This window comes from Phytopseudomonas argentinensis, from assembly GCF_900113905.1.
GTDB lineage: Bacteria > Pseudomonadota > Gammaproteobacteria > Pseudomonadales > Pseudomonadaceae > Aquipseudomonas > Aquipseudomonas argentinensis.
The window spans coordinates 418,326-441,263 of sequence record NZ_FORC01000002.1 but is presented as its reverse complement, the minus strand read 5'-3'; the positions used below and the strand labels follow the sequence as shown (position 1 = coordinate 441,263).

General features: G+C 62.9%; 27 protein-coding genes. 17 read left to right on the top strand and 10 right to left on the bottom strand.

The window, feature by feature from the left end; all coding sequences use genetic code 11:
• Positions 1 to 7: 7 nt before the first annotated feature.
• The gene (locus BM154_RS10560) at positions 8 to 961 is read right to left on the bottom strand and encodes a MerR family transcriptional regulator (protein WP_074883011.1); all 954 of its coding nucleotides are present in this window, start codon (positions 959 to 961) and stop codon (positions 8 to 10) included.
• 386 nt (positions 962 to 1,347) lie between these two features.
• On the opposite strand from BM154_RS10560, the gene BM154_RS10555 reads away from it, so the two are divergent.
• The 6 genes from BM154_RS10555 (at position 1,348) to BM154_RS10530 (ending at position 4,456) form a co-directional block, all read left to right on the top strand.
• The gene (locus tag BM154_RS10555; protein ID WP_074883008.1) at positions 1,348 to 1,920 is read left to right on the top strand and encodes an antibiotic biosynthesis monooxygenase; all 573 of its coding nucleotides are present in this window, start codon (positions 1,348 to 1,350) and stop codon (positions 1,918 to 1,920) included.
• A gap of 152 nt (positions 1,921 to 2,072) precedes the next feature.
• Positions 2,073 to 2,783, top strand: a complete 711-nt coding sequence (gene folM, locus BM154_RS10550) for a dihydromonapterin reductase (protein WP_074883005.1) — start codon at positions 2,073 to 2,075, stop codon at positions 2,781 to 2,783.
• 21 nt (positions 2,784 to 2,804) lie between these two features.
• On the top strand, positions 2,805 to 3,365 hold the full coding sequence (gene folE / locus BM154_RS10545; protein WP_074883002.1) for a GTP cyclohydrolase I FolE: 561 nt from the start codon (positions 2,805 to 2,807) through the stop codon (positions 3,363 to 3,365).
• A gap of 3 nt (positions 3,366 to 3,368) precedes the next feature.
• Positions 3,369 to 3,740, top strand: a complete 372-nt coding sequence (gene folX, locus BM154_RS10540; protein ID WP_074882999.1) for a dihydroneopterin triphosphate 2'-epimerase — start codon at positions 3,369 to 3,371, stop codon at positions 3,738 to 3,740.
• A 75-nt stretch (positions 3,741 to 3,815) separates the two neighbouring features.
• Entirely contained in the window at positions 3,816 to 4,118 is a 303-nt protein-coding gene (locus BM154_RS10535) for a DUF1244 domain-containing protein (RefSeq protein WP_074882996.1), read from the top strand.
• Positions 4,115 to 4,456 (top strand): HopJ type III effector protein, encoded by a 342-nt coding sequence (locus tag BM154_RS10530; protein ID WP_074882994.1) that lies wholly within the window; start codon positions 4,115 to 4,117, stop codon positions 4,454 to 4,456. The genes BM154_RS10535 and BM154_RS10530 overlap by 4 nt, the downstream gene beginning before the upstream one ends.
• Before the next feature lie 214 nt (positions 4,457 to 4,670).
• Here BM154_RS10530 and BM154_RS10525 read toward each other — a convergent pair whose 3' ends face one another.
• The gene (locus BM154_RS10525) at positions 4,671 to 5,888 is read right to left on the bottom strand and encodes an argininosuccinate synthase (protein ID WP_074882991.1); all 1,218 of its coding nucleotides are present in this window, start codon (positions 5,886 to 5,888) and stop codon (positions 4,671 to 4,673) included.
• 99 nt (positions 5,889 to 5,987) lie between these two features.
• The gene (locus BM154_RS10520) at positions 5,988 to 6,929 is read right to left on the bottom strand and encodes a flagellar protein MotY (RefSeq protein ID WP_074882988.1); all 942 of its coding nucleotides are present in this window, start codon (positions 6,927 to 6,929) and stop codon (positions 5,988 to 5,990) included.
• A gap of 148 nt (positions 6,930 to 7,077) precedes the next feature.
• On the opposite strand from BM154_RS10520, the gene pyrC reads away from it, so the two are divergent.
• The 5 genes from pyrC (at position 7,078) to bfr (ending at position 10,833) form a co-directional block, all read left to right on the top strand.
• On the top strand, positions 7,078 to 8,124 hold the full coding sequence (gene pyrC / locus BM154_RS10515; RefSeq protein ID WP_074882985.1) for a dihydroorotase: 1,047 nt from the start codon (positions 7,078 to 7,080) through the stop codon (positions 8,122 to 8,124).
• Positions 8,121 to 8,795, top strand: coding sequence for a ribonuclease T (rnt, locus tag BM154_RS10510; protein WP_074882984.1), 675 nt, complete (start codon positions 8,121 to 8,123; stop codon positions 8,793 to 8,795). The genes pyrC and rnt overlap by 4 nt, the downstream gene beginning before the upstream one ends.
• Before the next feature lie 5 nt (positions 8,796 to 8,800).
• Entirely contained in the window at positions 8,801 to 9,733 is a 933-nt protein-coding gene (gene argC, locus BM154_RS10505) for an N-acetyl-gamma-glutamyl-phosphate reductase (protein ID WP_074885270.1), read from the top strand.
• A gap of 206 nt (positions 9,734 to 9,939) precedes the next feature.
• A complete protein-coding gene (locus BM154_RS10500) occupies positions 9,940 to 10,158 on the top strand; it encodes a bacterioferritin-associated ferredoxin (RefSeq protein ID WP_070883855.1) in 219 nt (72 codons plus the stop codon).
• A 204-nt stretch (positions 10,159 to 10,362) separates the two neighbouring features.
• Entirely contained in the window at positions 10,363 to 10,833 is a 471-nt protein-coding gene (gene bfr / locus BM154_RS10495) for a bacterioferritin (protein ID WP_074882981.1), read from the top strand.
• A gap of 231 nt (positions 10,834 to 11,064) precedes the next feature.
• Here the strand turns inward: bfr and fpr are convergent, their stop codons facing one another.
• Positions 11,065 to 11,844: a ferredoxin-NADP reductase gene (fpr, locus tag BM154_RS10490; protein ID WP_070885588.1), complete on the bottom strand. Its 780-nt coding sequence runs from the start codon at positions 11,842 to 11,844 to the stop codon at positions 11,065 to 11,067.
• 122 nt (positions 11,845 to 11,966) lie between these two features.
• Here fpr and BM154_RS10485 point away from each other — a divergent pair, with 122 nt between their 5' ends.
• Positions 11,967 to 12,893 carry a LysR family transcriptional regulator gene (locus tag BM154_RS10485; protein ID WP_074882979.1) on the top strand — a complete coding sequence of 309 codons (927 nt, stop codon included), beginning with the start codon at positions 11,967 to 11,969 and terminating at the stop codon, positions 12,891 to 12,893.
• An 11-nt stretch (positions 12,894 to 12,904) separates the two neighbouring features.
• Here the strand turns inward: BM154_RS10485 and BM154_RS10480 are convergent, their stop codons facing one another.
• Positions 12,905 to 13,270 carry a diacylglycerol kinase gene (locus BM154_RS10480; RefSeq protein ID WP_074882976.1) on the bottom strand — a complete coding sequence of 122 codons (366 nt, stop codon included), beginning with the start codon at positions 13,268 to 13,270 and terminating at the stop codon, positions 12,905 to 12,907.
• 75 nt (positions 13,271 to 13,345) lie between these two features.
• Positions 13,346 to 13,996: a response regulator transcription factor ErdR gene (gene erdR, locus BM154_RS10475; protein ID WP_074882974.1), complete on the bottom strand. Its 651-nt coding sequence runs from the start codon at positions 13,994 to 13,996 to the stop codon at positions 13,346 to 13,348.
• Positions 13,997 to 14,154: 158 nt separating this feature from the next.
• Between erdR and BM154_RS10470 the strand changes: the two genes are divergently transcribed.
• Positions 14,155 to 15,051, top strand: a complete 897-nt coding sequence (locus tag BM154_RS10470; RefSeq protein ID WP_074882972.1) for a DMT family transporter — start codon at positions 14,155 to 14,157, stop codon at positions 15,049 to 15,051.
• On the opposite strand, the gene BM154_RS10465 is transcribed toward BM154_RS10470, so the two are convergent.
• Positions 15,035 to 15,745, bottom strand: coding sequence for a tRNA-uridine aminocarboxypropyltransferase (locus BM154_RS10465; protein WP_074882970.1), 711 nt, complete (start codon positions 15,743 to 15,745; stop codon positions 15,035 to 15,037). The genes BM154_RS10470 and BM154_RS10465 overlap by 17 nt on opposite strands.
• Positions 15,746 to 15,988: 243 nt before the next feature.
• On the opposite strand from BM154_RS10465, the gene BM154_RS10460 reads away from it, so the two are divergent.
• Positions 15,989 to 16,390: a quorum-sensing-regulated virulence factor family protein gene (locus BM154_RS10460; protein WP_074882968.1), complete on the top strand. Its 402-nt coding sequence runs from the start codon at positions 15,989 to 15,991 to the stop codon at positions 16,388 to 16,390.
• A 51-nt stretch (positions 16,391 to 16,441) separates the two neighbouring features.
• Positions 16,442 to 17,503, top strand: coding sequence for an LOG family protein (locus tag BM154_RS10455; protein WP_074882966.1), 1,062 nt, complete (start codon positions 16,442 to 16,444; stop codon positions 17,501 to 17,503).
• A gap of 68 nt (positions 17,504 to 17,571) precedes the next feature.
• On the opposite strand, the gene recX is transcribed toward BM154_RS10455, so the two are convergent.
• The 3 genes from recX to BM154_RS10440 all read right to left on the bottom strand — a co-directional run bounded on the left by recX (position 17,572) and on the right by BM154_RS10440 (position 19,687).
• Positions 17,572 to 18,036, bottom strand: a complete 465-nt coding sequence (recX, locus tag BM154_RS10450) for a recombination regulator RecX (protein WP_074882964.1) — start codon at positions 18,034 to 18,036, stop codon at positions 17,572 to 17,574.
• Positions 18,036 to 19,091: a recombinase RecA gene (recA, locus tag BM154_RS10445; RefSeq protein ID WP_074882962.1), complete on the bottom strand. Its 1,056-nt coding sequence runs from the start codon at positions 19,089 to 19,091 to the stop codon at positions 18,036 to 18,038. The genes recX and recA overlap by 1 nt, the downstream gene beginning before the upstream one ends.
• Positions 19,092 to 19,174: 83 nt before the next feature.
• Complete coding sequence (locus BM154_RS10440) at positions 19,175 to 19,687, bottom strand: CinA family protein (protein WP_074882960.1); 513 nt, start codon at positions 19,685 to 19,687, stop codon at positions 19,175 to 19,177.
• A gap of 78 nt (positions 19,688 to 19,765) precedes the next feature.
• Between BM154_RS10440 and mutS the strand changes: the two genes are divergently transcribed.
• Together mutS and fdxA are read left to right on the top strand one after the other, a co-directional pair.
• Positions 19,766 to 22,339: a DNA mismatch repair protein MutS gene (gene mutS / locus BM154_RS10435; protein ID WP_074882958.1), complete on the top strand. Its 2,574-nt coding sequence runs from the start codon at positions 19,766 to 19,768 to the stop codon at positions 22,337 to 22,339.
• Between the two features lie 142 nt (positions 22,340 to 22,481).
• Entirely contained in the window at positions 22,482 to 22,805 is a 324-nt protein-coding gene (fdxA, locus tag BM154_RS10430; RefSeq protein ID WP_074882955.1) for a ferredoxin FdxA, read from the top strand.
• Positions 22,806 to 22,938 lie beyond the last annotated feature (133 nt).

Genomic DNA, 22,938 nt, shown 5'->3' with positions numbered 1-22,938 from the left:
TAGCCTCTCAGGTATCCAGGCGCCCGGCGAGAAACTGCCGCAGGCGCCGCCTTATCAGCCGCCCGTCACTACCGAGGCAGGCGATGGGCGAACCCCGGAAGCAGTCTTCGAGCAGGTCGGCGCCCTCGCCGACCAGCGCGACCGGGCACTCCAGGCTAAGGGCAAGGCGTTCCAGTGCATGCTTGGTGTCCGCCGCTGGCGGCTGATTGGAAAACACCACCACCGCCAGCGGCTGCATCTTGCCGCATACCTGGGGCAACTCCTCCAGGGCCTGGCCGATGCCCAGCACATGCACGGCAGCGTCGACCGGGTTTAGCAGCAGGCCGGTCACCAATAACTCCAGCTCGCGGCAACGCCCCGGCAGGGCAACCAGCAACAACCTTCTGTCCGGCTGGTCACGCAGGTTGTGCAGCCTCTGCAACACGCGGCCACGCAAGAAGGTGTCAAAAAACAGCCATTCGCTACCGTAGCCAGGGCGCCCGTAACGCAGCAGCAGACGCTGCCAGAGCGGCATGATGATGTCCTGGAAGGTCACCGAAAGCGGGTAGCTGGAAAATACCTGGCCGTAGACCCTGTCCAGCTCGGCTTCGTCGAATGCCTGCACGGCTGCCAGCAGGCGCCCCTGCCACTGCGCCCACTCGCCGGAAGTAGCCGACTCGTAAGTGGGCGTGGCATTGGCCTGAAGAGTTTCGTTGCGGGTCAGGATCCGGCCGACCTTGCTGACCGGCACGCCGCGCTCGATCCACGCCAGGACGCTGCGTACCGTCTCGACATCCGCCGGCGAGTAGAGGCGATGACCGCTGTCGGTGCGCACCGGCTGGATGAGGCCATAGCGCCGTTCCCAGGCGCGCAGGGTCACCGGGTTCACGCCTGTCAACCGTGCCACCTCACGGATCGGGAACAAATCCTCTTCCTTGAAGGCATTGACGTTGAAAGGCGCGGAACCAACCAGATCGGACATAGAAAAAACCGTTGCAGAGGTCAGGATTTCACAAGTTTACTCCAGCTCGGCCCGCCGATGACTTTACTTGTACAAGTCCTGTACAGGCGTCAAGAGTCTGGTTTAAGTGCTTCTTCAGCAATCCAGACTGCTGCAACGGGTGCAAAGTTGAGGTGAATATTTGCCAGCCACGGGCCCCGGACGCTGCTTGCCGACGAACGGCAATTAACTCGGCGCCCTTGTATATGGCGGCACCTGGCCACTTTCCTGTGCGCCCCATCGAACATTGCTGGCTAATTTATGGGAAACAGGAATAATCCTTGCTGCAATCACGACGCGGCTCACCACCCCGACCCGCGCCATTCGCCTGACCTTACCCCGGCCAGGTGCCTAGCAGGAGATACACGATGTCTACCGAACCGGTCACCCTGATGGTGGCACGCCGCGTGGCTGCCGAGCGCTATCACGATTTCATCGCCTGGCTGCGCGAAGGCGAGCAGCTGGCTACCGACTTTCCCGGCTACTTGGGCTCCGGCGTGCTGGCGCCTCCGCCCGGCGACGATGAATTCCAGATGATCTTTCGCTTCACCGACGAGCGCACCATGGCCACCTGGGAGCATTCGGCCTCGCGACGCGCCTGGCTGGAACGTGGCAAGGGCCTGTTCGCCCAGCCTCACGAGCAGCGTGCGCTGGGCCTCGACGCCTGGTTCGGCAGCGGCCTGCGCCAGCCACCGCGCTGGAAACAAACCATCGCCATCTGGCTGGCGTTCTTTCCGGTTTCATTGTGTTTCAATCTGCTGTTCGGCGATCTGCTGGCGGACGTCCCCCTGGTCACCCGCGTACTGCTGAGCACCCTGGCACTGACGCCGCTAATGACCTACCTGTTCATCCCCCTGGTCAGCCGCCTGCTCGCCCCGTGGCTGCAGGGCAACCGGCCCGCCGGCCTGCTTCGCCGCACCAGCCCGTCCACCGGCACCTGAACGGGTAGCGCCATGGCTCGCGTAGCCATGGCGCCAGGCTTTCCCGCACTGTACGAAGGGTTGTACAGCGTGTATGGCTCCTATAACGTTGCAGGGCCAGGGCCAATGGCCTCCATCATGGCGCCTTCCCGTCCACTGTCGGCCACTTGCCCATGAGCCTCAGCAAAGCCCCGATCCTGATTACCGGCGCCAGTCAGCGCGTTGGCCTGTATTGCGCCGAGCGCCTGCTTGACGACGGCCATTCGCTGATCGTGACCTATCGCAGCGAGAAGCCAGGCCTGCAGCGCTTGCGCGAACGGGGTGCCCTGACCCTGCACGCGGACTTCACCGGCGAGGCCAGCATTCTGGCCTTTGTCGAACAGCTCAAGAGCCATACCGACAGCCTGCGCGCCATCGTGCATAACGCGTCGGCCTGGTTCGCCGAGGCGCCCGGCGAGGAAGCGGCAGCCTTTGCGCAGTTGTTCACCGTGCACATGCTGGCGCCCTACCTCATCAACCTGCACTGCGCCGAACTGCTGCAGCGCAGCGAACAGGCGGATATCGTTCATATCAGCGACGACGTGGTACGCAAGGGCTCTGCCAATCGCCCGGCCTATTGCGCCAGCAAGGCAGGCCTGGACAGCCTGACGCAGTCCTTTGCCGCACGCCTCGCGCCGGCCATCAAGGTCAACGGCATTGCCCCGGCGCTGCTGATGTTCAACGAAGACGACGACGCCCAATACCGGGCCAAGGCCCTGGACAAATCCGCCCTGGGCTTCGAACCCGGGCCCCATGTGATCTACCAGAGCCTGCGCTACCTGCTGGACACCCCCTATATCACCGGCACCAACCTGACCGTGAACGGCGGCCGCCACCTCAAGTGAGGCGCCGCGAGGACCCTGACGATGAACCCTTTACTGCCCAACCACTACCGTGAAATCCTCCTCGGCCTCGGCGAGGATCCCGAGCGCGAAGGCCTGCTCGACACCCCAAAGCGTGCCGCCAAGGCCATGCAGTACCTGTGCAACGGCTATGAGAAAAGCCTCGAGGAAGTCGTCAACGGCGCGCTGTTCAGTTCCGACAGCGACGAGATGGTGATCGTCAAGGACGTCGAGCTCTACTCGCTCTGCGAGCATCACCTGCTGCCCTTCATCGGCAAGGCGCACGTGGCCTACATTCCCACCGGCAAGGTGCTCGGTCTGTCGAAGATCGCGCGCATCGTCGACATGTACGCGCGCCGTCTGCAGATCCAGGAGAACCTCACCCGGCAGATTGCCAGTGCCATCCAGGAAGTCACCCAGGCCGCCGGCGTGGCGGTGGTGATCGAGGCCCAGCACATGTGCATGATGATGCGTGGCGTGGAAAAGCAGAATTCGGTAATGAGCACCTCGGTGATGCTCGGTGCGTTTCGCGAGTCCTACAATACCCGTCATGAATTCCTGCAACTGATCGGACGGAGCAAGTAACCCATGCCCAGACTGGAACCCGGCATGGCGCGCATCCGCGTCAAGGATCTGCGCCTGCGTACCTTCATCGGCATCAAGGAAGAAGAGATCAACAACAAGCAGGACGTGTTGATCAACCTGACCATCCTCTACCCGGCGGTCGATGCGGTACGTGATAACGACATCGACCACGCCCTCAACTACCGCACCATCACCAAGGCCATCATCGCCCACGTGGAAGGCAACCGCTTCGCGTTGCTGGAGCGCCTGACTCAGGAGATTCTCGACCTGGTGATGACCCACGAGGCCGTGCGCTACGCCGAAGTGGAGGTCGACAAGCCCCACGCCCTGCGCTTCGCCGAGTCGGTGTCGATCACCCTCGCCGGCCACCGCTGAGCCATCGGCCGCCTGGTTGCCGAGCGGCCTGCCGGCTTCTATCATCGCGCCATCCCTCCCGGAGAGAGCATCGCCATGAATGACCAACAACGTCTCGAACTGGAAGCCGCCGCCTTTCGCCGCCTGGTTCAACACCTGCGCGAACGCCCGGACGTGCAGAACATCGACCTGATGAACCTGGCCGGTTTCTGCCGCAACTGCCTGTCCAAATGGTACAAGGCCGCGGCCGATGACCTGGATGTCGCCGTGACGCCGGACCAGGCCCGCGAAGAGGTCTACGGCATGCCCTACGCCGAGTGGAAGGCCAAGTACCAGACCGAAGCCAGCCCCGAGCAACAGGCTGCCTTCAACGCCAAGAACCCGAAAGGATCCGCATGAGCCACCTGAACGACTTCCGCGCCCGCCTCGCGGCCGAGCATTTCGCCTTTGCCGAAACCCTGGCCTTTGTCGCCGAGCACTACGACTACCAGCCCGGCGCCTTTCGCAACGGTGAGGTGGAGAACGCAGCCGGCCAGAACGAAGGCTCGTGCAAGACTCTGGGCCTGGCCCTGCTCGAAGGCCTGAGCGATCAGGAAGCCCTGCTGTGCTTCGGCGAACACTACCGCAGCGTGCTGGCCACGCCCGAAGGCAGTGACCACGGCAATATCCGCGCCCTGATGAAAACCGGCCTGGCTGGCGTCAAGTTCGACCAGCAGCCGCTGACCCGCAAACCCTGACGCCCTCCCCTCGCCCGCCAGGCGCACGCTTGGCGGGTGCATACCTGGCGGGAGCATTCCCCGCCGAGACTCATCACGCCCACAACTCATCGCCCCTGCCGGCCATACAGCCAGAGCGGTGAAAGGACGAGGCTCGGATGAAGAAAACCGAATCGTGATCGCCCAGCGCAGTCCCGGCGAACACGGGGCTGCGTGGTGAGCGGGATGCCAGCGCTTACAGCAGCTTGCGATCCTTGCCAGCGGCAATGCGCAGGCGCAGGGCGTTGAGCTTGATAAAGCCCGCCGCATCGGCCTGGTTGTAGGCGCCGCCGTCTTCTTCGAAGGTGGCGATATTGGCATCGAACAGCGAGTCGTCGGACTTGCGGCCGGTGACGATGACGTTGCCCTTGTACAGCTTCAGGCGTACCACGCCGTTCACGCTGGTCTGGGAGGCGTCGATCATCTGTTGCAGCATCAGGCGCTCCGGGCTCCACCAGAAACCGTTGTAGATCAGGCTGGCGTACTTGGGCATCAGCTCGTCTTTGAGGTGAGCGACTTCACGATCCAGGGTGATCGACTCGATGGCGCGGTGCGCCTTGAGCATGATGGTACCGCCGGGGGTTTCGTAGCAGCCGCGGGACTTCATGCCGACGAAACGGTTCTCGACGATATCCAGACGACCGATGCCGTTCTCGCCGCCGATGCGGTTCAGTTCGGCCAGCACGGTGGCGGGGCTCATGTCCTTGCCGTCGATGGCGACGATGTCACCGTTGCGGTAGGTCAGCTCGATGTAGGTCGGGGTATCCGGCGCCGCTTCCGGCGACTTGGTCCAACGCCACATGTCTTCTTCGTGCTCGGTCCAGGTGTCTTCCAGCACGCCGCCTTCATAGGAGATGTGCAGCAGGTTGGCATCCATGGAGTACGGCGACTTCTTCTTGCCGTGACGCTCGATCGGGATGGCGTGCTTCTCGGCATAGTCCATCAGCTTCTCGCGCGACAGCAGGTCCCACTCGCGCCACGGGGCAATGACTTTCACGCCTGGCTTGAGCGCGTAGGCACCCAGCTCGAAACGCACCTGGTCGTTACCCTTGCCGGTGGCACCGTGGGAGATGGCATCGGCGCCGGTCTCGTTGGCGATTTCGATCAGGCGCTTGGCGATCAGCGGACGGGCGATGGAAGTACCCAGCAGGTACTCGCCTTCATAGACGGTGTTGGCGCGGAACATCGGGAACACGAAATCACGCACGAACTCTTCGCGCAGGTCGTCGATGTAGATTTCCTTGACGCCCATGGCCTGGGCCTTGGCGCGGGCCGGCTCGACCTCTTCGCCCTGGCCGAGATCGGCGGTGAAGGTCACCACTTCACAGTTATAGGTATCTTGCAGCCACTTGAGGATCACCGAGGTGTCCAGGCCACCGGAATAGGCCAGAACCACCTTTTTGACGTCCGCCATGCCATCCACTCCACGGGTTGTTCGAAAAGCCCGTGATTCTACTGCCCATGAGCCACGATTTACAGGGGTGCGACAGGTGATGGCGTCAAGGCGACAGGATCAGGAGGTGGCAGCGGGTGTTGCCGGTACCGCTGGCGCGGCGGGTGCGGCCTGTTCGGTCGGTTGCACGGGCGCTTCCGGCACTTTGTCCAGGCGCACCGACACCCGACGGTTCTTGTCACGATTGGCGGCGCTGATGTTGGGCGCCAGCGGATAACGCTCACCATGGAAACGCATGATGATGCGCTCATCGGGCACGCCCTGGGCCTTGAGGTAGTCCATCACCGCCAGCGCACGGCGGCGCGACAGGTCGCGGTTGGTCAGGCGATTGCCGCTGTTGTCGGAATGCCCGTCGAGCTCGATGCGGTTGACCGTGGGGTCGGCCTTCATGAAGTCGAGGATGATCTCCAGCCTGGCCTTGGCCATGGCATCGAGTTCGGTGCCCCCCCCGGGAAAACCGATATTGGATTGGCGCACCTGATCGAAATTGACCGGCAACAGCTTGGCGGTGCACTTCAGGTAATCGTCGTAGGCCTTGCGAAAGCGCACCGGCAGCAGGCGCACCTCGAGGCTTTCGCTGCCCAGGGAGGTGCGGTGGCGCACCAGTGGGCTGCGCCCCTCGAGCAAGCCGGTAAGCAGGCGCCCGGCCTGCTCCTGGCTGCTGTTGAACGGCACCTCGCCACTGCCGACGCTCACCGCACCGAGGTTGATATCACCGCGCCCCGGCTGCCAGGGCGCAGCGGCCGCCAGCAAGGTGGCCGAGCCGTTGCCCAGCCAGTGTTCGCGGGCCTGCAGGCGAAAGGTCGCCTGTTCGCCTGCCCGGCGCACGAATTCCCCGGCGCCGAAATCGGTGATCGGCTGGCTCAGGCGGCATTCGAACTTGTCGCCGGCCACCTGCCATTCGACCTTTTCCAGGCGCGTCTGGAAGCTGATCGCGGCAGCGGGCAGGCTCGCGCCAGCACTGAGGATCAATCCGATGAGAAGGAAAAGGGGCTGACGCACAGCGAGCTCCGGGCAAATGCAAGGTACCCTTCTGGTATCGGTGGCGACCGGGAAAACTTGAGTGCGCCGCCCGCCTATCTGCGGCGTGCCCCCGCCGCCCTTTTCCGGTAGCATTCCGGGCATGTTTCGCCCCCGCCTGGAAGCCTCAATGACCGACCGCATCACCCTGCTGCGTCCCGACGACTGGCACATTCACCTGCGCGACGGCGCCGTACTGCCCCACACCGTAGGCGATGTCGCCCGCACCTTCGCCCGCGCGATCATCATGCCCAACCTGGTTCCTCCGGTGCGCAACGCCGCCGAGGCAGGCGACTATCGCCAACGCATTCTTGCCGCCCGTCCAGCCGGCAGCCAGTTCCAGCCGCTGATGGTGCTCTACCTCACCGACCGCACCACGGGCGACGACATCCGCGCCGCCAAGGCCAGCGGCTATGTCTACGCAGCGAAGATGTACCCGGCGGGTGCGACCACCAATTCCGATTCGGGCGTCACCAGCCTGGACAACATCACCGGCGCGCTGGAGGCCCTTGCAGAGACAGGCCTGCCGCTGCTGGTACACGGTGAAGTGACCCGTTCGGAAATCGATGTGTTCGACCGTGAGAAAGCCTTTATCGACGAGCACCTGTGCCGCGTCGTCGAGCGCTTCCCGACGCTCAAGGTGGTGTTCGAGCACATCACCACCGCCGATGCCGCGCAGTTCGTCAAGGAGGCACCAGACAACGTCGGCGCCACGATTACCGCCCAGCACCTGCTCTACAACCGCAACCACATGCTGGTCGGCGGTATTCGCCCGCACTTCTATTGCCTGCCGATCCTCAAGCGCAACACCCACCAGCAGGCGCTGCTCGATGCCGCCACCAGCGGCAACCCGAAGTTCTTCCTGGGTACCGACTCGGCGCCACACGCCAGGCATGCCAAGGAAAACGCCTGTGGTTGCGCCGGCTGCTACACCGCCTATGCCGCTATCGAGTTGTACGCCGAGGCTTTCGAAGACCGTGGTGCACTGGACAAGCTGGAAGGCTTCGCCAGCCACTTCGGCGCCGACTTCTACGGCCTGCCACGCAATACCGACAGCATCACCCTGGTGCGCGAAGCCTGGGTTGCTCCGGCGAGCCTGCCGTTCGGTGAGCAGACGGTAATTCCCCTGCGCGCTGGTGAAAGCCTGCGCTGGCGCTTGCTGGAGGCGGGTCAATGAGCGAAGAACAGTACGAAGACGACCTCGAGCAGCCGAGCAGCGGCGGTGCGCGCCACCCCATGGCGGCACGCTTTCGCGGCTACCTGCCGGTGGTCGTGGATGTCGAGACCGGCGGTTTCAACAGTGCCACCGATGCCCTGCTGGAAATCGCCGCCACCACCATCGGCATGGACGAAGGTGGCTTCCTGTATCCCGACCACACCCATTTCTTCCGGGTCGAACCCTTCGAGGGTGCCAATATCGAACAGGCGGCGCTGGATTTCACCGGCATCAAGCTCGACCATCCGCTGCGCATGGCAGTGAGCGAAGAGCATGCGCTGACTGAAATCTTCCGTGGCCTGCGCAAATCCCTGAAGGCCAATGGCTGCAAACGCGCGATTCTGGTCGGCCACAACAGCAGTTTCGACCTGGGCTTCCTCAACGCCGCGGTCGCGCGTTGCGACCTCAAGCGCAATCCCTTCCACCCCTTTTCCAGTTTCGACACCGCCAGCCTCGCCGGCCTTGCCTACGGGCAGACCGTGCTGGCCAAAGCCTGCCAGGCCGCCGGCATCGAGTTCGATGGCCGTGAAGCCCATTCCGCCCGCTACGACACCGAGAAGACTGCCGAGCTGTTCTGCGGCATCGTCAATCGCTGGAAGGAAATGGGCGGCTGGGAAGACTTCGACGAGTGAATGCCATGAAAAAATACCAGATCTTCATCGATGGGCAGGCCGGCACCACCGGCCTGCAGATCCGTCAGCGCCTGGCCAACCACCCGCAGATCGAGGTGGTCACCATCGACCACGACAAGCGTCGCGACGTGCAGGCCAAGCTCGAACTGATGCGCTCGGTCGACGTCACCGTGCTGTGCCTGCCGGACGACGCCGCCAAGGAAACGGCTGCCCAGGCCCGTGAAGTCGGCTGCCGGGTGCTGGACGCCAGTTCCGCGCACCGTACCGCCAGTGACTGGGTGTTCGGCATGGCTGAACTGGCCAAGGGCCAGCGCGAAGCCATCGCCAAGGCCGCTGCGGTGAGCAACCCGGGCTGCTATGCCACGGGGGCCATCCTGCTGCTGCGCCCGCTGATCGATGCCGGGCTGCTGGCTGCCGATCGCGAGCTGTGCATCAACGCCATCTCCGGCTACACCGGCGGCGGCACCAAGATGGTCGAACGCTATGAAGGCGAAGGCGCGCCAATCTACGCCGCCTACGGCATGGGCTTCGATCACAAGCACATCCCGGAAATTCAGCACTGGAGCGGTTTGAACGCGCGCCCGATCTTCCAGCCGGCGGTCGGCAGCTACGACCAGGGCATGCTGGTGATGATCCCGCTGCAAGGCAGCAATGGCAGCGAGCTGCACAAAGCCCTGAGCGCCTATTACCAGGGTGAACAGTTCGTGCAGGTGCAGCCTTACAACGAGATCGCCGCCGACACTGCCCCGTTCATCACGCCCCACGGCCTGAGCGGCAGCAACCGTGCAGAACTGCAGGTCTTCGGCGCCAGCAGCGGCAACCAGGCCTTGCTGGTGGCCAAGCTCGACAACCTGGGCAAGGGGGCATCAGGGGCTGCCGTGCAGAACCTGAACATCATGCTCGGCCTGGAAGAAGGACTCTGCACGCAAATTGCGTGAGCCCTACCCCCACCTACAAAAACCGGCTCGTGAGCCGGTTTTTTTGTGGCCCATTATCTGGGCTGCGAACCGATGATGGCGCCGAATTGCCGCTCATCGAAAGTTGAGAAATTATGCTAATCAGGAGCCGGTTTATCTTTGACACGCATTCTCATTAACATTAGTATCTTTTGCCATCAGTCTCAGCCATGCGACGGGCCAAGCCTATGTACGTCTGCCTTTGCGAAGGTGTCACCGACGGTCAGATCCGCGAAGCGATCTATGAAGGTTGCTGCAGCTACCGTGAAGTGCGTGAAACGCTGGGCGTTGCCAGCCAGTGCGGCAAATGCGCGTGCCTGGCCAAGCAGGTGGTGCGGGAAACCCTGGGCGAAGTGCAGCAAAGTCAGGTAGCCATGGCCTACCCAGGAAATTTTGTTGCGGCTTGAAGCGTGCTGTTTTCGAAGAACCGGATCTCGTATCCGGTTTTTTTATGCTCAGAATTCAATGAGTTAGCGCCAAGACGCATAACTTAAACACTCTCATTTATATTTATTTTCACTTATATTTCAATAACTTACGTTTGACAGTCGTATTTTGCAAGCCCAGAATTCGCCATCGGTTACTTAATTCCAGGCAGGACGGGCTTCATCATGAAAGGCGACAAGACAGTAATTCAGCACTTGAACAAGATCCTCGGCAACGAGCTGGTCGCGATCAACCAGTACTTTCTGCACGCCCGCATGTATGAAGACTGGGGCCTGACCAAGCTGGGCAAGCATGAGTACCACGAGTCCATCGACGAGATGAAACACGCGGACAAGCTCATCAAGCGCATCCTGTTCTTGGAGGGTCTGCCAAACCTGCAGGACCTGGGCAAGATCCTGATCGGCGAGAACACCCAGGAAATGCTCGAGTGCGACCTGCGCATCGAGCACAAGGCCCATATCGACCTGAAAGCGGCCATCGCGTATTGCGAGACGGTGGGCGACTACGCCAGCCGTGAACTGCTCGAAGACATCCTTGAGTCCGAGGAAGAACATATCGACTGGCTGGAAACCCAGCTCAGCCTGATCAAGGCTGTTGGGCTGCAGAACTACCTGCAGTCGCAGATGGACGAATAAGCGTCAACTGCAACGAAAACGGGAGCCAAGGCTCCCGTTTTTTTATGCCTTTGATCTGGGCAAAAAAAATCGAAGCGCTTAAATACGCTCCGATTCTCTACTACCTCAAGGAGCTTGCGAGCTAGAGCCATGCAAGGCGAAAGTAAGCGAAAAAGCGGAATGTACTGTTGTACATGAGCATTTTGAGCTTTCTTTCAACGCAGCAGGGCCGACGCGCAGCTGCTCAACAGATCACTTCTCGACGAAGGCGCGCTCGATCAGATAATCACCCGGTTCGCGCATGCGCGGCGAAATCTTCAGGCCGAAGCTGTCGAGCACTTCGCTGGTTTCGTCGAGCATGCTCGGGCTGCCGCAGATCATCGCGCGGTCGTCCTGCGGGTTGATCGGCGGCAGGCCGATATCGGCAAACAGCTTGCCGCTGCGCATCAGGTCGGTCAGGCGGCCTTGGTTCTCGAACGGCTCGCGGGTCACGGTGGGGTAATAGATCAGCTTTTCCTTGAGCGCGTCGCCAAAGAACTCGTTCTGCGGCAGGTGCTCGGTAATGAACTCGCGGTAGGCCACTTCGTTGACGTAGCGCACACCGTGAACCAGGATCACCTTCTCGAAACGCTCGTAGGTTTCCGGGTCCTGGATGACGCTCATGAACGGCGCCAGGCCGGTACCGGTGCTGAGCAGGTACAGGTGCTTGCCGGGGTTGAGGTCGTCGAGCACCAGCGTGCCGGTGGGCTTCTTGCTGATGATCACCTCGTCGCCTTCCTTGAGGTGTTGCAGTTGCGAGGTCAGCGGGCCATCGGGCACCTTGATACTGAAAAACTCCAGATGCTCTTCCCAGTTCGGGCTGGCAATGGAATAGGCACGCATGAGCGGACGGCCATTTTCTTGCTGCAGGCCGATCATCACGAACTGGCCATTCTCAAAGCGCAGGCCCGGGTCGCGGGTGCACTTGAAGCTGAACAGCGTGTCATTCCAGTGGTGAACACTCAGAACGCGTTCGTGGTTCATGTTGCTCATGTATGGGGGCTCCTGAAAACGTCGGGCACGCTGATTCTTAAGCGCAATTGCGCGGCATTCTAATCGCGGCCAGAATATCTGTTAAATGAATTATCAAGATATGGGTTATCGGTTATATAGATATGCGATTTACGCTTCGTCAACTCCAGGTATTCGTCGCCGTCGCCCAGCAGGAAAGCGTTTCCAAGGCCGCGACGCTGCTCGCCCTGTCGCAATCGGCGGCCAGCACCTCGATCACCGAGCTGGAGCGGCAATCGAGCTGCCAACTGTTCGATCGTGCCGGCAAACGCCTGAGCCTCAATGCCCTGGGGCGCCAGCTGCTGCCGCAAGCGGTCGCCCTGCTCGACCAGGCCAAGGAAATCGAAGACCTTCTGAACGGCAAATCGGGATTCGGTTCACTTGCGGTCGGCGCCACCCTGACCATTGGCAACTACCTGGCCACCCTGCTGATCGGCGGGTTCATGAAGGTCCACCCGGAAAGCCAGGTGAAACTGCACGTGCAGAACACCGCACATATCGTGCAGCAGGTGGCTCACTACGAAATTGACCTGGGTCTAATCGAGGGCGACTGCAATCACCCCGACATCGAGGTGCAGAGCTGGGTCGAGGATGAGCTGGTGGTGTTCTGCGCGCCCCACCACCCGCTGGCACGGCGCGGCCATGCAGGCATTCGCGAGTTGAGCGGCGAGGACTGGATCCTTCGCGAACAGGGCTCCGGCACACGCCTGACCTTCGACCAGGCCATGCGCCACCATTCCGACGCCCTCAACGTGCGCCTCGAACTCGAACACACCGAGGCGATCAAGCGGGCCGTCGAGTCCGGCCTGGGCATCAGCTGCATTTCACGCTTGGCGCTACGCGATGCCTTTCGCCGCGGCAGCCTGGTGCCGGTGGAAACCCCCGACCTGGATCTGCGCCGCCAGTTCTATTTCATCTGGCATCGACAGAAGTACCAGACTGCGGCGATGCGCGAGTTCCTCGACATGTGCCGGGCACTGACCGCCGGCATCCGCCGCAGCGACGAGATCGTGCTACCCCAGGTGCGCTAGGGCTGCTGACCCTAGCCCAGCAGGATGATCGCCCAGACGCTGCCGATCAGCGTCAGCGACACCAGTTGCGCAGCGCTGCCCATATCCTTGGCGGTCTTGGACAGCGGATGCAGGTCCAGGGAAATGCGATCGATCGCCGCCTCGACAGCGGAATTCAGAAGCTCGACGATCAGCGCCAGCAGGCACGCGGCAACCATTAGCGCCCGTTCGCCACGGCTGACATCGAGCAGCAGCGCGATGGGAATCAGCACGACGTTGAGCAGTACCAGCTGACGAAATGCCGCTTCGCCAGTGAAGGCGGCGCGCAGACCATCGAGCGAATAGCCTGCGGCATTGAGAATACGCTTTAGACCGGTTTGTCCTTTGAACGGCGACATGGGCAATGGGCTATGACAGGGAAAGGCGCGCAGGGTACGCCAGCGCACCGTGAAAATCCCGTAAAATCCACGCCATCAGGCAGCCGGCACCGACTCCAGCTGCTGCAACAGCAGCGCCGCCTGGGTTCGGGTGCGCACACCCAGCTTGCGGAAGATGGCCGTAACATGGGCTTTTACCGTGGCTTCGGAGACGCTCAGCTCATAGGCGATCTGCTTGTTCAGCAGGCCTTCGCAGACCATGGTCAGCACACGGAATTGCTGGGGCGTCAGGCTGGCCAGGCCTGCACTGGCGGCCCTGGCTTCGGATGACAGGCTGGCGGCTTCCTCGCCCTGTGGGGGCCACCACACCTCGCCCTCCAGCACCTGGCGCACGGCCTGCTGGATCACTTCCAGCGAACTGGACTTGGGAATGAAGCCACTGGCGCCGAACTCACGGGCGCGTACCACCACGGCAGACTCCTCCTGGGCGGAGATCATCACCACCGGAATCTGCGGGTATTGCCCGCGCAGCAACACCAGCCCCGAGAAGCCGTAGGCGCCTGGCATGTTCAGGTCGAGCAGGACCAGATCCCAGTCGGTCTTCTCGGCCAGCCGTGCTTCCAGCTCGGCGATGCTGGCCACTTCCACCAGCCGCACGCCCGCACCAAGGCCCATGGTCAGGGCCTGCTGCAGCGCACTGCGAAACAAGGGGTGATCATCGGCTATCAGGATTTCATAAGCGACCATGGCAGATCCTGTTCTTTTTATAGGCAGGCCGTGCTGCAGGCTCCATCTGCCTGACAGCGTAGCGTACGGCGCCCACCAGCATGCCCAGCCCGGGCGGGGTGGTCAAGCGCGGCGCTTTGCGGCAAAGTCTGCGCCCTTCTGCAGGGAGCCCACCAGCAATGCCCAATCATGCGCTGCGCGCCGATCTACTGATGCTGATTACCGCGATGATCTGGGGTTCGTCGTTCGTCGCCCAGCGCCTGGGCATGGAAGCCATCGGCCCATTTCTCTACAGTGGTCTGCGCTTTGCCCTGGCGGTAATCGTGCTATTGCCGCTGATCGTGCTGCTGCGCCGCCGCCGTGCAAAACCGGCCTCGCCCATCAGCCGACCGCTGCTGCTTGGCGGCGGCCTGCTGGGTGCGGTACTGGCACTGGGCATCAACCTGCAGCAGGTCGGCCTGTTGTTCACCAGCGTCACCAATTCGGGCTTCATCACCGGCCTCTATGTGATCGTGGTGCCCCTGCTCGGCCTGCTGCTGGGCCACAAGACCGGCCTGGGCATCTGGCTGGGCGCCTCGCTGGCGGTAGTCGGCATGTTTTTGCTCAGCGTTGGCGAGGGCTTCCATGTCGCCTCGGGCGATCTGCTGCAACTGGCCGGCGCCTTCGTATGGGGCATCCATGTGCTGCTGGTAGGTGTGTTCGCCGCCCGCCACGACGCCCTGGTACTGGCCTTGGTGCAGTTCATTACCTGCGCGCTGATCAGCCTGGCCCTGGCACTGGGCTTCGAGCACCTGCCCGGCGCTGAGATCGCCGAGGCGCTGCCTGCAATCCTCTATGGCGGGATCTTTGGCGTGGCGGTGGGTTTCACCCTGCAGGTCGTCGCCCAGAAACATGCCATCGCCTCCCACGCGGCGATCATCCTGTCTCTGGAAGCCGTGTTTGCCGCCATTGCCGGTGCCCTGCTGCTGGGCGAATCGCTGTCCTCGCGCGGCTACCTCGGTTGCGCGCTGATGTTCGCCGGCATGCTGCTCGCCCAGCTGTGGCCAAAACCTGCGGCGCTTACAGGAAGGGCTTGAGGCGCTCGTGCAAGGCATCGCCAAGATCAACCGCGTGCGGTGCCTTGGAGGCCAGATAGTGCTGGCTGAAAACATCCAGGTAGGCATTGAGCGCATCCGCAGCGCTCTCGTCTCCCGCCAGCTCCAGGCACAACGCCGCGACCTCGGCGGTGCACAGGTGATCATCGCGCTTGGAGCGACGCAGCCGGTAGCGCGACAGCGCCTCGGGTTGCAGGCTGAGTACCGGTAGGCCGTCCAGGTAAGGGCTTTTGCGAAACATCTTGCGCGCCTGGGTCCAGGTAGCATCGAGCAGGATGAACAATGGCCGCTTGCCCGCTGGCACCTCGACACGGCTCACCACACGCTCGGGCTCGGCATATTCGCCGGGAAACACCAGATAGGGTTGCCATTGATCATCCTCGAGCAAAGCCGGCAGTGCGGAATCGACTTCGGTGCGCGACCAGCCAAAGGCCGAGGTATCCGCTACCACGTCGGCAATCAGCCAGCCGGTATTGCTCGGCTTCAACGCCTCGACGTCGTGCATCACCAGACAAACGCCGGAGCGGGCCGAAACCTGAGGTTTCCACGCACACAGGCAATGGCTGGCCGCCAGGCGGCAGTCGGGGCAACGGGCCGCCCGCGAGCCACGGGCCAGGAAGGGTTTGACACTACGCGCCAGGCGCGCGGCGCGCAGGGCGTGGACGGCGTGACTCATGGGCGCACGCTCGGTTTACTCGAGATCGCGCAGTTGAAAGCAAGGCAAAGCATGGCTGGCGGACCGCCTGACAAGAGGGGCGCGTAGTCTACCAAGGGCAGGCCGCCCGGTGCCGCTCAATACATGCGCCGCACCTACAACAAGCTTGGTAACATCGATCATCGGTTGTCGACTTGATTCGCCATACGAACATAACCAGAACAGCTCGGTCTATTACCGCTCACTGCCTTCAGGAGTCTGCCCATGCAGCGTATCGCCCTATCCGTTCTACTCGCCAGCCTGCTCCTGCCAGCCGCCCACGCCGCGTCGCTGAAGGATTACGAGCTCACCAAAACCCTTGAAAAAGTGGCCAAGGAAAGCAGCGCCGGCACCCCACGAGCCATCAACGAGGACATTCTCGACCGCGGCTACAGCGTCGAAGGCAACGAATTGATCAACCACCTCAGCGTGCGCCCTGCGCACGCTTCGCAGATGCGCGGCAATCCCGATACGGTCCGTGCGCAACTGGCCAACAGCGTGTGCAGCAACCCCGGGTTTCGCAAGCTGCTGGCCAGCGGCGCGGTGCTGCGCTATGAGTTCAGCGAGATCCAGAGCAACCGCCCCATTACCACCGAGCGATTCAACAAGATCGACTGCCGTCTGTAAGCCATGCACCCAGAGTAGAACGCAGGGCATCGAGGGATAAGGAGTAGCGCGATGGACGATCACGCGAACGGCGACCTGCCCGCAAGTGGCGATGCGCTGGCAACCGAGCTGGACGCCCTGGCAACGCGGATAACGCCAGCCGGTAGCGCCAATGGCGCCTTGTACCGGGAAATGCTCGCCACCGTCGCACGCATGGCCCAGGCCGACCGCAACCGCTGGGACGCCAAGATCATGCTGCAGACCCTGCGTGAGCTCGAGCGCGCTTTCGCCATGCTGGAGCGCTTTCGCCAGCGCCGCAAGGTCACGGTGTTCGGCTCGGCGCGCACCCAACCCGGTCATCCGGTATATGCCCTGGCGCGGGAGCTGGGCAAGACCCTGGCCCGTCATGACCTGATGGTGATCACCGGCGCCGGTGGCGGCATCATGGCCGCCGCCCACGAGGGTGCAGGGCGCGACAACAGCCTGGGCTTCAACATCACCCTGCCCTTCGAGCAATCCGCCAATGCGGTCATGAAAGGCAGCGACAACCTGCTGTCCTTCCATTTCTTCTTTCTGCGCAAGCTGTTCTTCGTCAAGGAAGCCGACGCCCTGGTGCTCTGCCCCGGTGGCTTCGGCACCCTGGATGAAGCTTTGGAAGTGATCACCCTGATCCAGACCGGCAAGAGCCCGCTGGTGCCGGTGATCCTGCTCGACGAGCCGGATGGCACCTTCTGGCAGGGCTTGCTCGATTACATCCAGCAAAACCTGGACAGCAACGGCTATATCCTCTCCAGCGACCTTAACCTGATGCGCCTGGTGCACGACGCCGAGTCGGCCGCCCAGGAAATCGACCGTTTCTACGCCAATTATCATTCCAGCCGCTGGTTGAAGGATCAGTTCGTGGTGCGTATGCGCCATGCCCTGAGCGAAGCGGCACTGGCCCAGTTGAATCTGCAGTTCAGCGACCTGTGCAAGCACGGCGACATCCAGCAACAGCAAACCGGCGATGAACGCCTCGATGGTCCCGACCTGTGCAGATTGCCAAGGCTGCTGTTCGCCTTCAGTGGGCGTAATGCCGGACGGCTGCGGGAGTTGCTCGACGTGATCAACCAGCCGGAACATTGGCTGAGCTGAAGCAGTGGAATGGGGAAGGAACGTCTGGGCGCCGCTATGGCGAACCGGACGGTTAATGAAAGGCTGGGTCAGTCGTCGAAGGCGCCGCGTAGCAGCTGACCGACCAGATCCATCGGGTAACCGCGATACACCAGAAAACGCATCTGCTTGGCCCGTTCGCGAGCATCGCCCGGAAGCTGCCCGGCAAACTTGCGTTGCCAGGTTTCCCGCAAGCCTTCACGCCAATCGATACCGCTGTGGCGCAGCGCCTGGTCGATATCCGCTCTGGCCAGGCCCCGTTGCGACAGGTCATCGCGAATGCGCTGCGGGCCGAAACCCGAGCGTGCGCGGTAACTGATGAAGCTTTCCAGATAACGCGCCTCGCACAGCAGCCCTTCCTCGCTCAGGCGATCGAGGGCTGTCTCGATATGCTCGTCGCTGGCACCGCGCTGGCGCAACTTGCGCGCCAGCTCGACACGCCCGTGTTCGCGGCGCGCCAGCAAATCCATGGCGGCATGGCGCACCGCCGCGGTGTTATCCAGAACAACGGGCATCAGAAGTCGGCTTCGGTATCCGCCAGATCATCGACAGTGGCATTGGCTTTGGCAGCAGCGGGGCCGGAGACCACCAGCAGCTTGTCGCGAATCTGCCCTTCGATCTCGCGGGCCACTTCCACGTTATCTTCCAGGAACTTAGCGGCATTGGCCTTGCCCTGGCCGATCTTGTTGCCCTTGTAGCTGTACCAGGCACCGGATTTCTCGACCAGGCCCTGCTGCACACCCAGATCGATGATTTCGCCGTTACGGTAGATGCCCTTGCCGTAGAGAATCTGGAACTCGGCCTGACGGAATGGCGGCGCGACCTTGTTCTTGACCACCTTGACACGTGTTTCGCTGCCGACCACCTCGTCGCCCTCTTTCACCGCGCCGGTGCGACGGATGTCGAGGCGAACCGATGCATAGAACTTCAGGGCGTTACCGCCGGTGGTGGTTTCCGGGCTGCCGAACATCACGCCGATCTTCATGCGGATCTGGTTGATGAAAATCACCAGGCAGTTGGCGTTCTTGATGTTACCGGTGATCTTGCGCAGCGCCTGGCTCATCAGACGCGCCTGCAGGCCGACGTGCATGTCGCCCATTTCACCTTCGATTTCCGCCTTCGGCACCAGGGCGGCAACGGAGTCGACGATGATCACGTCGATGGCGTTGGAGCGCACCAGCATGTCGGTGATTTCCAGGGCCTGCTCACCGGTATCCGGCTGCGAGACCAGCAGGTCGTCGACGTTGACGCCCAGCTTGCCGGCGTAGTCAGGGTCCAGCGCGTGCTCGGCGTCGACGAAGGCACAGGTGGCACCGGCCTTCTGCGCTTCGGCGATGACCTGCAGGGTCAGGGTGGTCTTACCCGAGGATTCCGGGCCGTAGATTTCGACGATACGACCTTTAGGCAGGCCGCCAATGCCAAGCGCGATATCCAGGCCCAGAGAGCCGGTGGAAATGGCTGGAATCGCCTGGCGATCATGGTCGCCCATGCGCATCACCGCGCCCTTGCCGAACTGTTTCTCGATCTGGCCCAGGGCAGCCGCCAACGCGCGCTTCTTGTTCTCGTCCATTGTATTCCTCACGTGATCAGAAGGGCCTGACGGCCAATAACTGTATAAGTAGACAGTATTATTCCACAGGGTTCGGCACTCGCCTACCCCGCAGCAGGATTTTCTTCTACCAGTAGTCGCAACAATCCCTGCAGCGCCGCTTCCACGGTCTGCCGGCGCACCGCATCGCGATCCCCAGGGAACTGGAAGCGCCGGCTGAACAGCCGGCTGCCATCGCCCCAGGCGATCCACACGGTGCCGACCGGCTTCTCCGCGCTACCGCCGCCCGGCCCGGCCACACCGCTGACCGCCGTGGCATAACAGGCACCGCTCTGGGCCTGAGCACCACGCACCATGGCTTCGACCACCTCGCGACTGACCGCGCCGACGCTGGCGAAGAGTGCTTCGGGTACGTCCAGTTGGCGGGTTTTCTGGGCATTGGAATAGGTCACGAAGCCGGCCTCGAACCAGGCTGAACTGCCGGCGATGCGCGTGATGGCCTCGGCGATACCACCGCCCGTGCAGGACTCCGCCGTGGTCACCTGGGCACCCTGAGCCTGCAACGCCTCACCGAGTCGGGCGGCGAGCCCGGTGATGGGCTGATCAACGCTATTCATCTGCACTCCGGGGTTAAAGCGTGGGGGGTCGATACCGTACACTAGGCGCTTTTGCTATTCAGCCGGACACTCGACACGATGAGCCAAAGCGACCTCAGCTCCCATACCCCGATGATGCAGCAATATTGGAGACTGAAGAACCAGCACCCGGATCAGCTGATGTTCTATCGCATGGGTGATTTCTACGAGATCTTCTACGAGGATGCGAAGAAAGCCGCCAAATTGCTGGACATCACCCTGACCGCCCGCGGGCAGTCGGCAGGCCAGTCGATTCCGATGTGCGGCATTCCGTTTCACTCCGTCGAGGGTTACCTGGCCAAGCTGGTCAAGCTCGGTGAGTCGGTGGTGATCTGCGAGCAGATTGGCGATCCGGCCACCAGTAAGGGCCCGGTGGAGCGCCAGGTGGTGCGTATCATCACCCCCGGTACCATCAGCGATGAAGCGCTGCTCGACGAGCACCGCGACAACCTGTTGGCCGCCGTGCTGGGTGACGAGCGTCTGTTCGGCCTCGCTGTGCTGGATATCACCAGCGGCCGCTTCAGCGTGCTGGAGATCAAGGGCTGGGAAAACCTGCTCGCCGAACTCGAGCGCCTCAACCCGGCCGAGCTGCTGATTCCCGATGACTGGCCGCAAGGCCTGCCGGCCGAGAAACGCCGCGGCTCGCGTCGCCGCGCGCCCTGGGACTTCGAGCGCGACACCGCGCAGAAGAGCCTGTGCCAGCAGTTCGGCACCCAGGACCTCAAGGGCTTCGGCTGCGAGACCCTGACCCTGGCCATCGGCGCGGCCGGCTGCCTGCTGGCCTACGCCAAGGAAACCCAGCGCACCGCCCTTCCCCACCTGCGCAGCCTGCGCCACGAACGCATCGACGACACGGTGATCCTCGACGCGGCCAGCCGCCGTAACCTGGAGCTGGACGTCAACCTCGCCGGCGGCCGCGATAACACCCTGCAATCGGTGGTCGACCGTTGCCAGACCGCCATGGGCAGTCGCCTGCTTGGTCGCTGGCTGAACCGCCCGCTGCGCGATCGCGCGGTGCTCGAGGCACGCCAGGAATCGATTGCCTGCCTGCTGGACCGCTACCGGTTCGAAACCCTGCAGCCGCAGCTCAAGGAGATCGGCGACCTGGAGCGCATTCTCGCCCGCATCGGCCTGCGCAACGCCCGTCCGCGCGACCTGGCCCGCCTGCGCGACGCCCTCGCCGCCCTGCCGACCTTGCAAAGCGCGATGGCCGAGCTGGAATCGCCGCACCTGACAAGCCTGGCGCGCGCCGTGAGCACCTACCCTGAGCTGGCCGAACTGCTGGCCAGGGCGATCATCGACAACCCGCCGGCGGTCATCCGTGACGGCGGTGTGCTGAAGACCGGCTACGACGCCGAGCTCGATGAGCTGCAGTCGCTGGGCGAGAATGCCGGACAGTATCTGATGGACCTGGAAACCCGCGAGAAGGCCCGTACCGGCCTGGCCAACCTCAAGGTCGGCTACAACCGCGTGCACGGCTATTTCATCGAGCTGCCGAGCAAGCAGGCCGAGTCGGCGCCAGCGGATTACATTCGCCGGCAGACGCTCAAGGGTGCCGAGCGCTTCATCACCCCCGAGCTCAAGGAGTTCGAAGACAAGGCGCTGTCGGCCAAGAGCCGCGCGCTGGCCCGGGAAAAGCAGCTCTACGAAGCGCTGCTCGAGCGCCTGATCGGCCATCTCGGCCCGCTGCAGGACAGTGCCGCCGCGCTGGCCGAGCTGGACGTGCTGAGCGACCTGGCCGAACGCGCCCTGAACCTGGATCTCAACCGCCCGCGCTTCGTCGACGAACCCTGCATGCTGATCGAGCAAGGTCGTCATCCGGTGGTCGAGCAGGTGCTGACCACGCCGTTCGTGGCCAACGACCTGAAGCTCGACGATGCCACGCGGATGCTGATCATCACCGGTCCGAACATGGGCGGTAAGTCCACCTACATGCGCCAGACCGCATTGATCGTGTTGCTCGCCCATATCGGCAGCTTCGTACCGGCGGCGCGCTGCGAACTGTCGATGGTCGACCGCATCTTCACCCGCATCGGCTCCAGCGACGACCTGGCCGGCGGCCGCTCGACCTTCATGGTGGAGATGAGCGAGACTGCCAACATCCTGCACAACGCCAGCGACCGCAGCCTGGTGCTGATGGACGAAGTGGGCCGCGGCACCAGCACCTTCGACGGCCTGTCCCTGGCCTGGGCCGCTGCCGAACAGCTGGCCAGCCTACGTGCCTACACGCTGTTCGCCACCCATTATTTCGAGCTGACGATATTGCCGGAAAGCCAGCCGGCGGTGGCCAACGTGCACCTCAACGCCACCGAGCACAACGAGCGCATCGTCTTCCTGCACCACGTGCTACCCGGCCCGGCGAGCCAGAGCTACGGCTTGGCGGTGGCGCAACTGGCGGGTGTGCCGGGCCCGGTGATCCTGCGTGCCCGCGAGCATCTGGCGCGCCTGGAGACCACCAGCCTGCCCCACGATCTGCCACCCCAGGGCGCAGGAAAATCCGCCGCACCGATGCAGAGCGACCTGTTCGCCAGCCTGCCCCACCCGGTGCTGGAGGAGCTGCAGCAGGTCAATCCGGACGAACTGAGCCCGCGCAAGGCGCTCGAACTGTTATATGCATGGAAGGCGCGGGTCTAACGCCGGAGCCAACTAGCTGATAGAATCCCGCGCGCTCCGGGAGCGCTGCGGCCGTTAGCCTGGCACGCAAGCCCACTCCAGAGCCTGAGAGCGGCCGATTCAAGAAACCGCTCGCTGCCGTAGCCCGAGGAGAAAACTAGAAATGACCTTCGTCGTCACCGACAACTGCATCAAGTGCAAGTACACCGACTGCGTGGAAGTCTGTCCGGTGGACTGCTTCTACGAGGGCCCGAACTTCCTGGTGATCCACCCGGATGAGTGCATCGACTGCGCGCTCTGCGAGCCTGAGTGCCCGGCGCAGGCCATCTTCTCCGAAGACGAGATACCCGATGGCATGCAGGAATACATCGAGCTCAACGCCGAGCTGGCGGAAATCTGGCCGAACATCACCGAACGCAAAGACGCACTGCCCGATGCGCAAGAGTGGGACGGCGTGAAAGACAAGCTGCAGCACCTCGAGCGCTGAGCGAGGCGGCACTGACCGCCACCGGAGATGCCGCCGCCCGCAAGGGTCGCGGCATTTTTTATCGGCGCCTGCAATGGGGAGCGCGATCGCCCAGCCCTGGCCCGCCGGGAGGCCAAGTGGCTCGGCCGAGGAG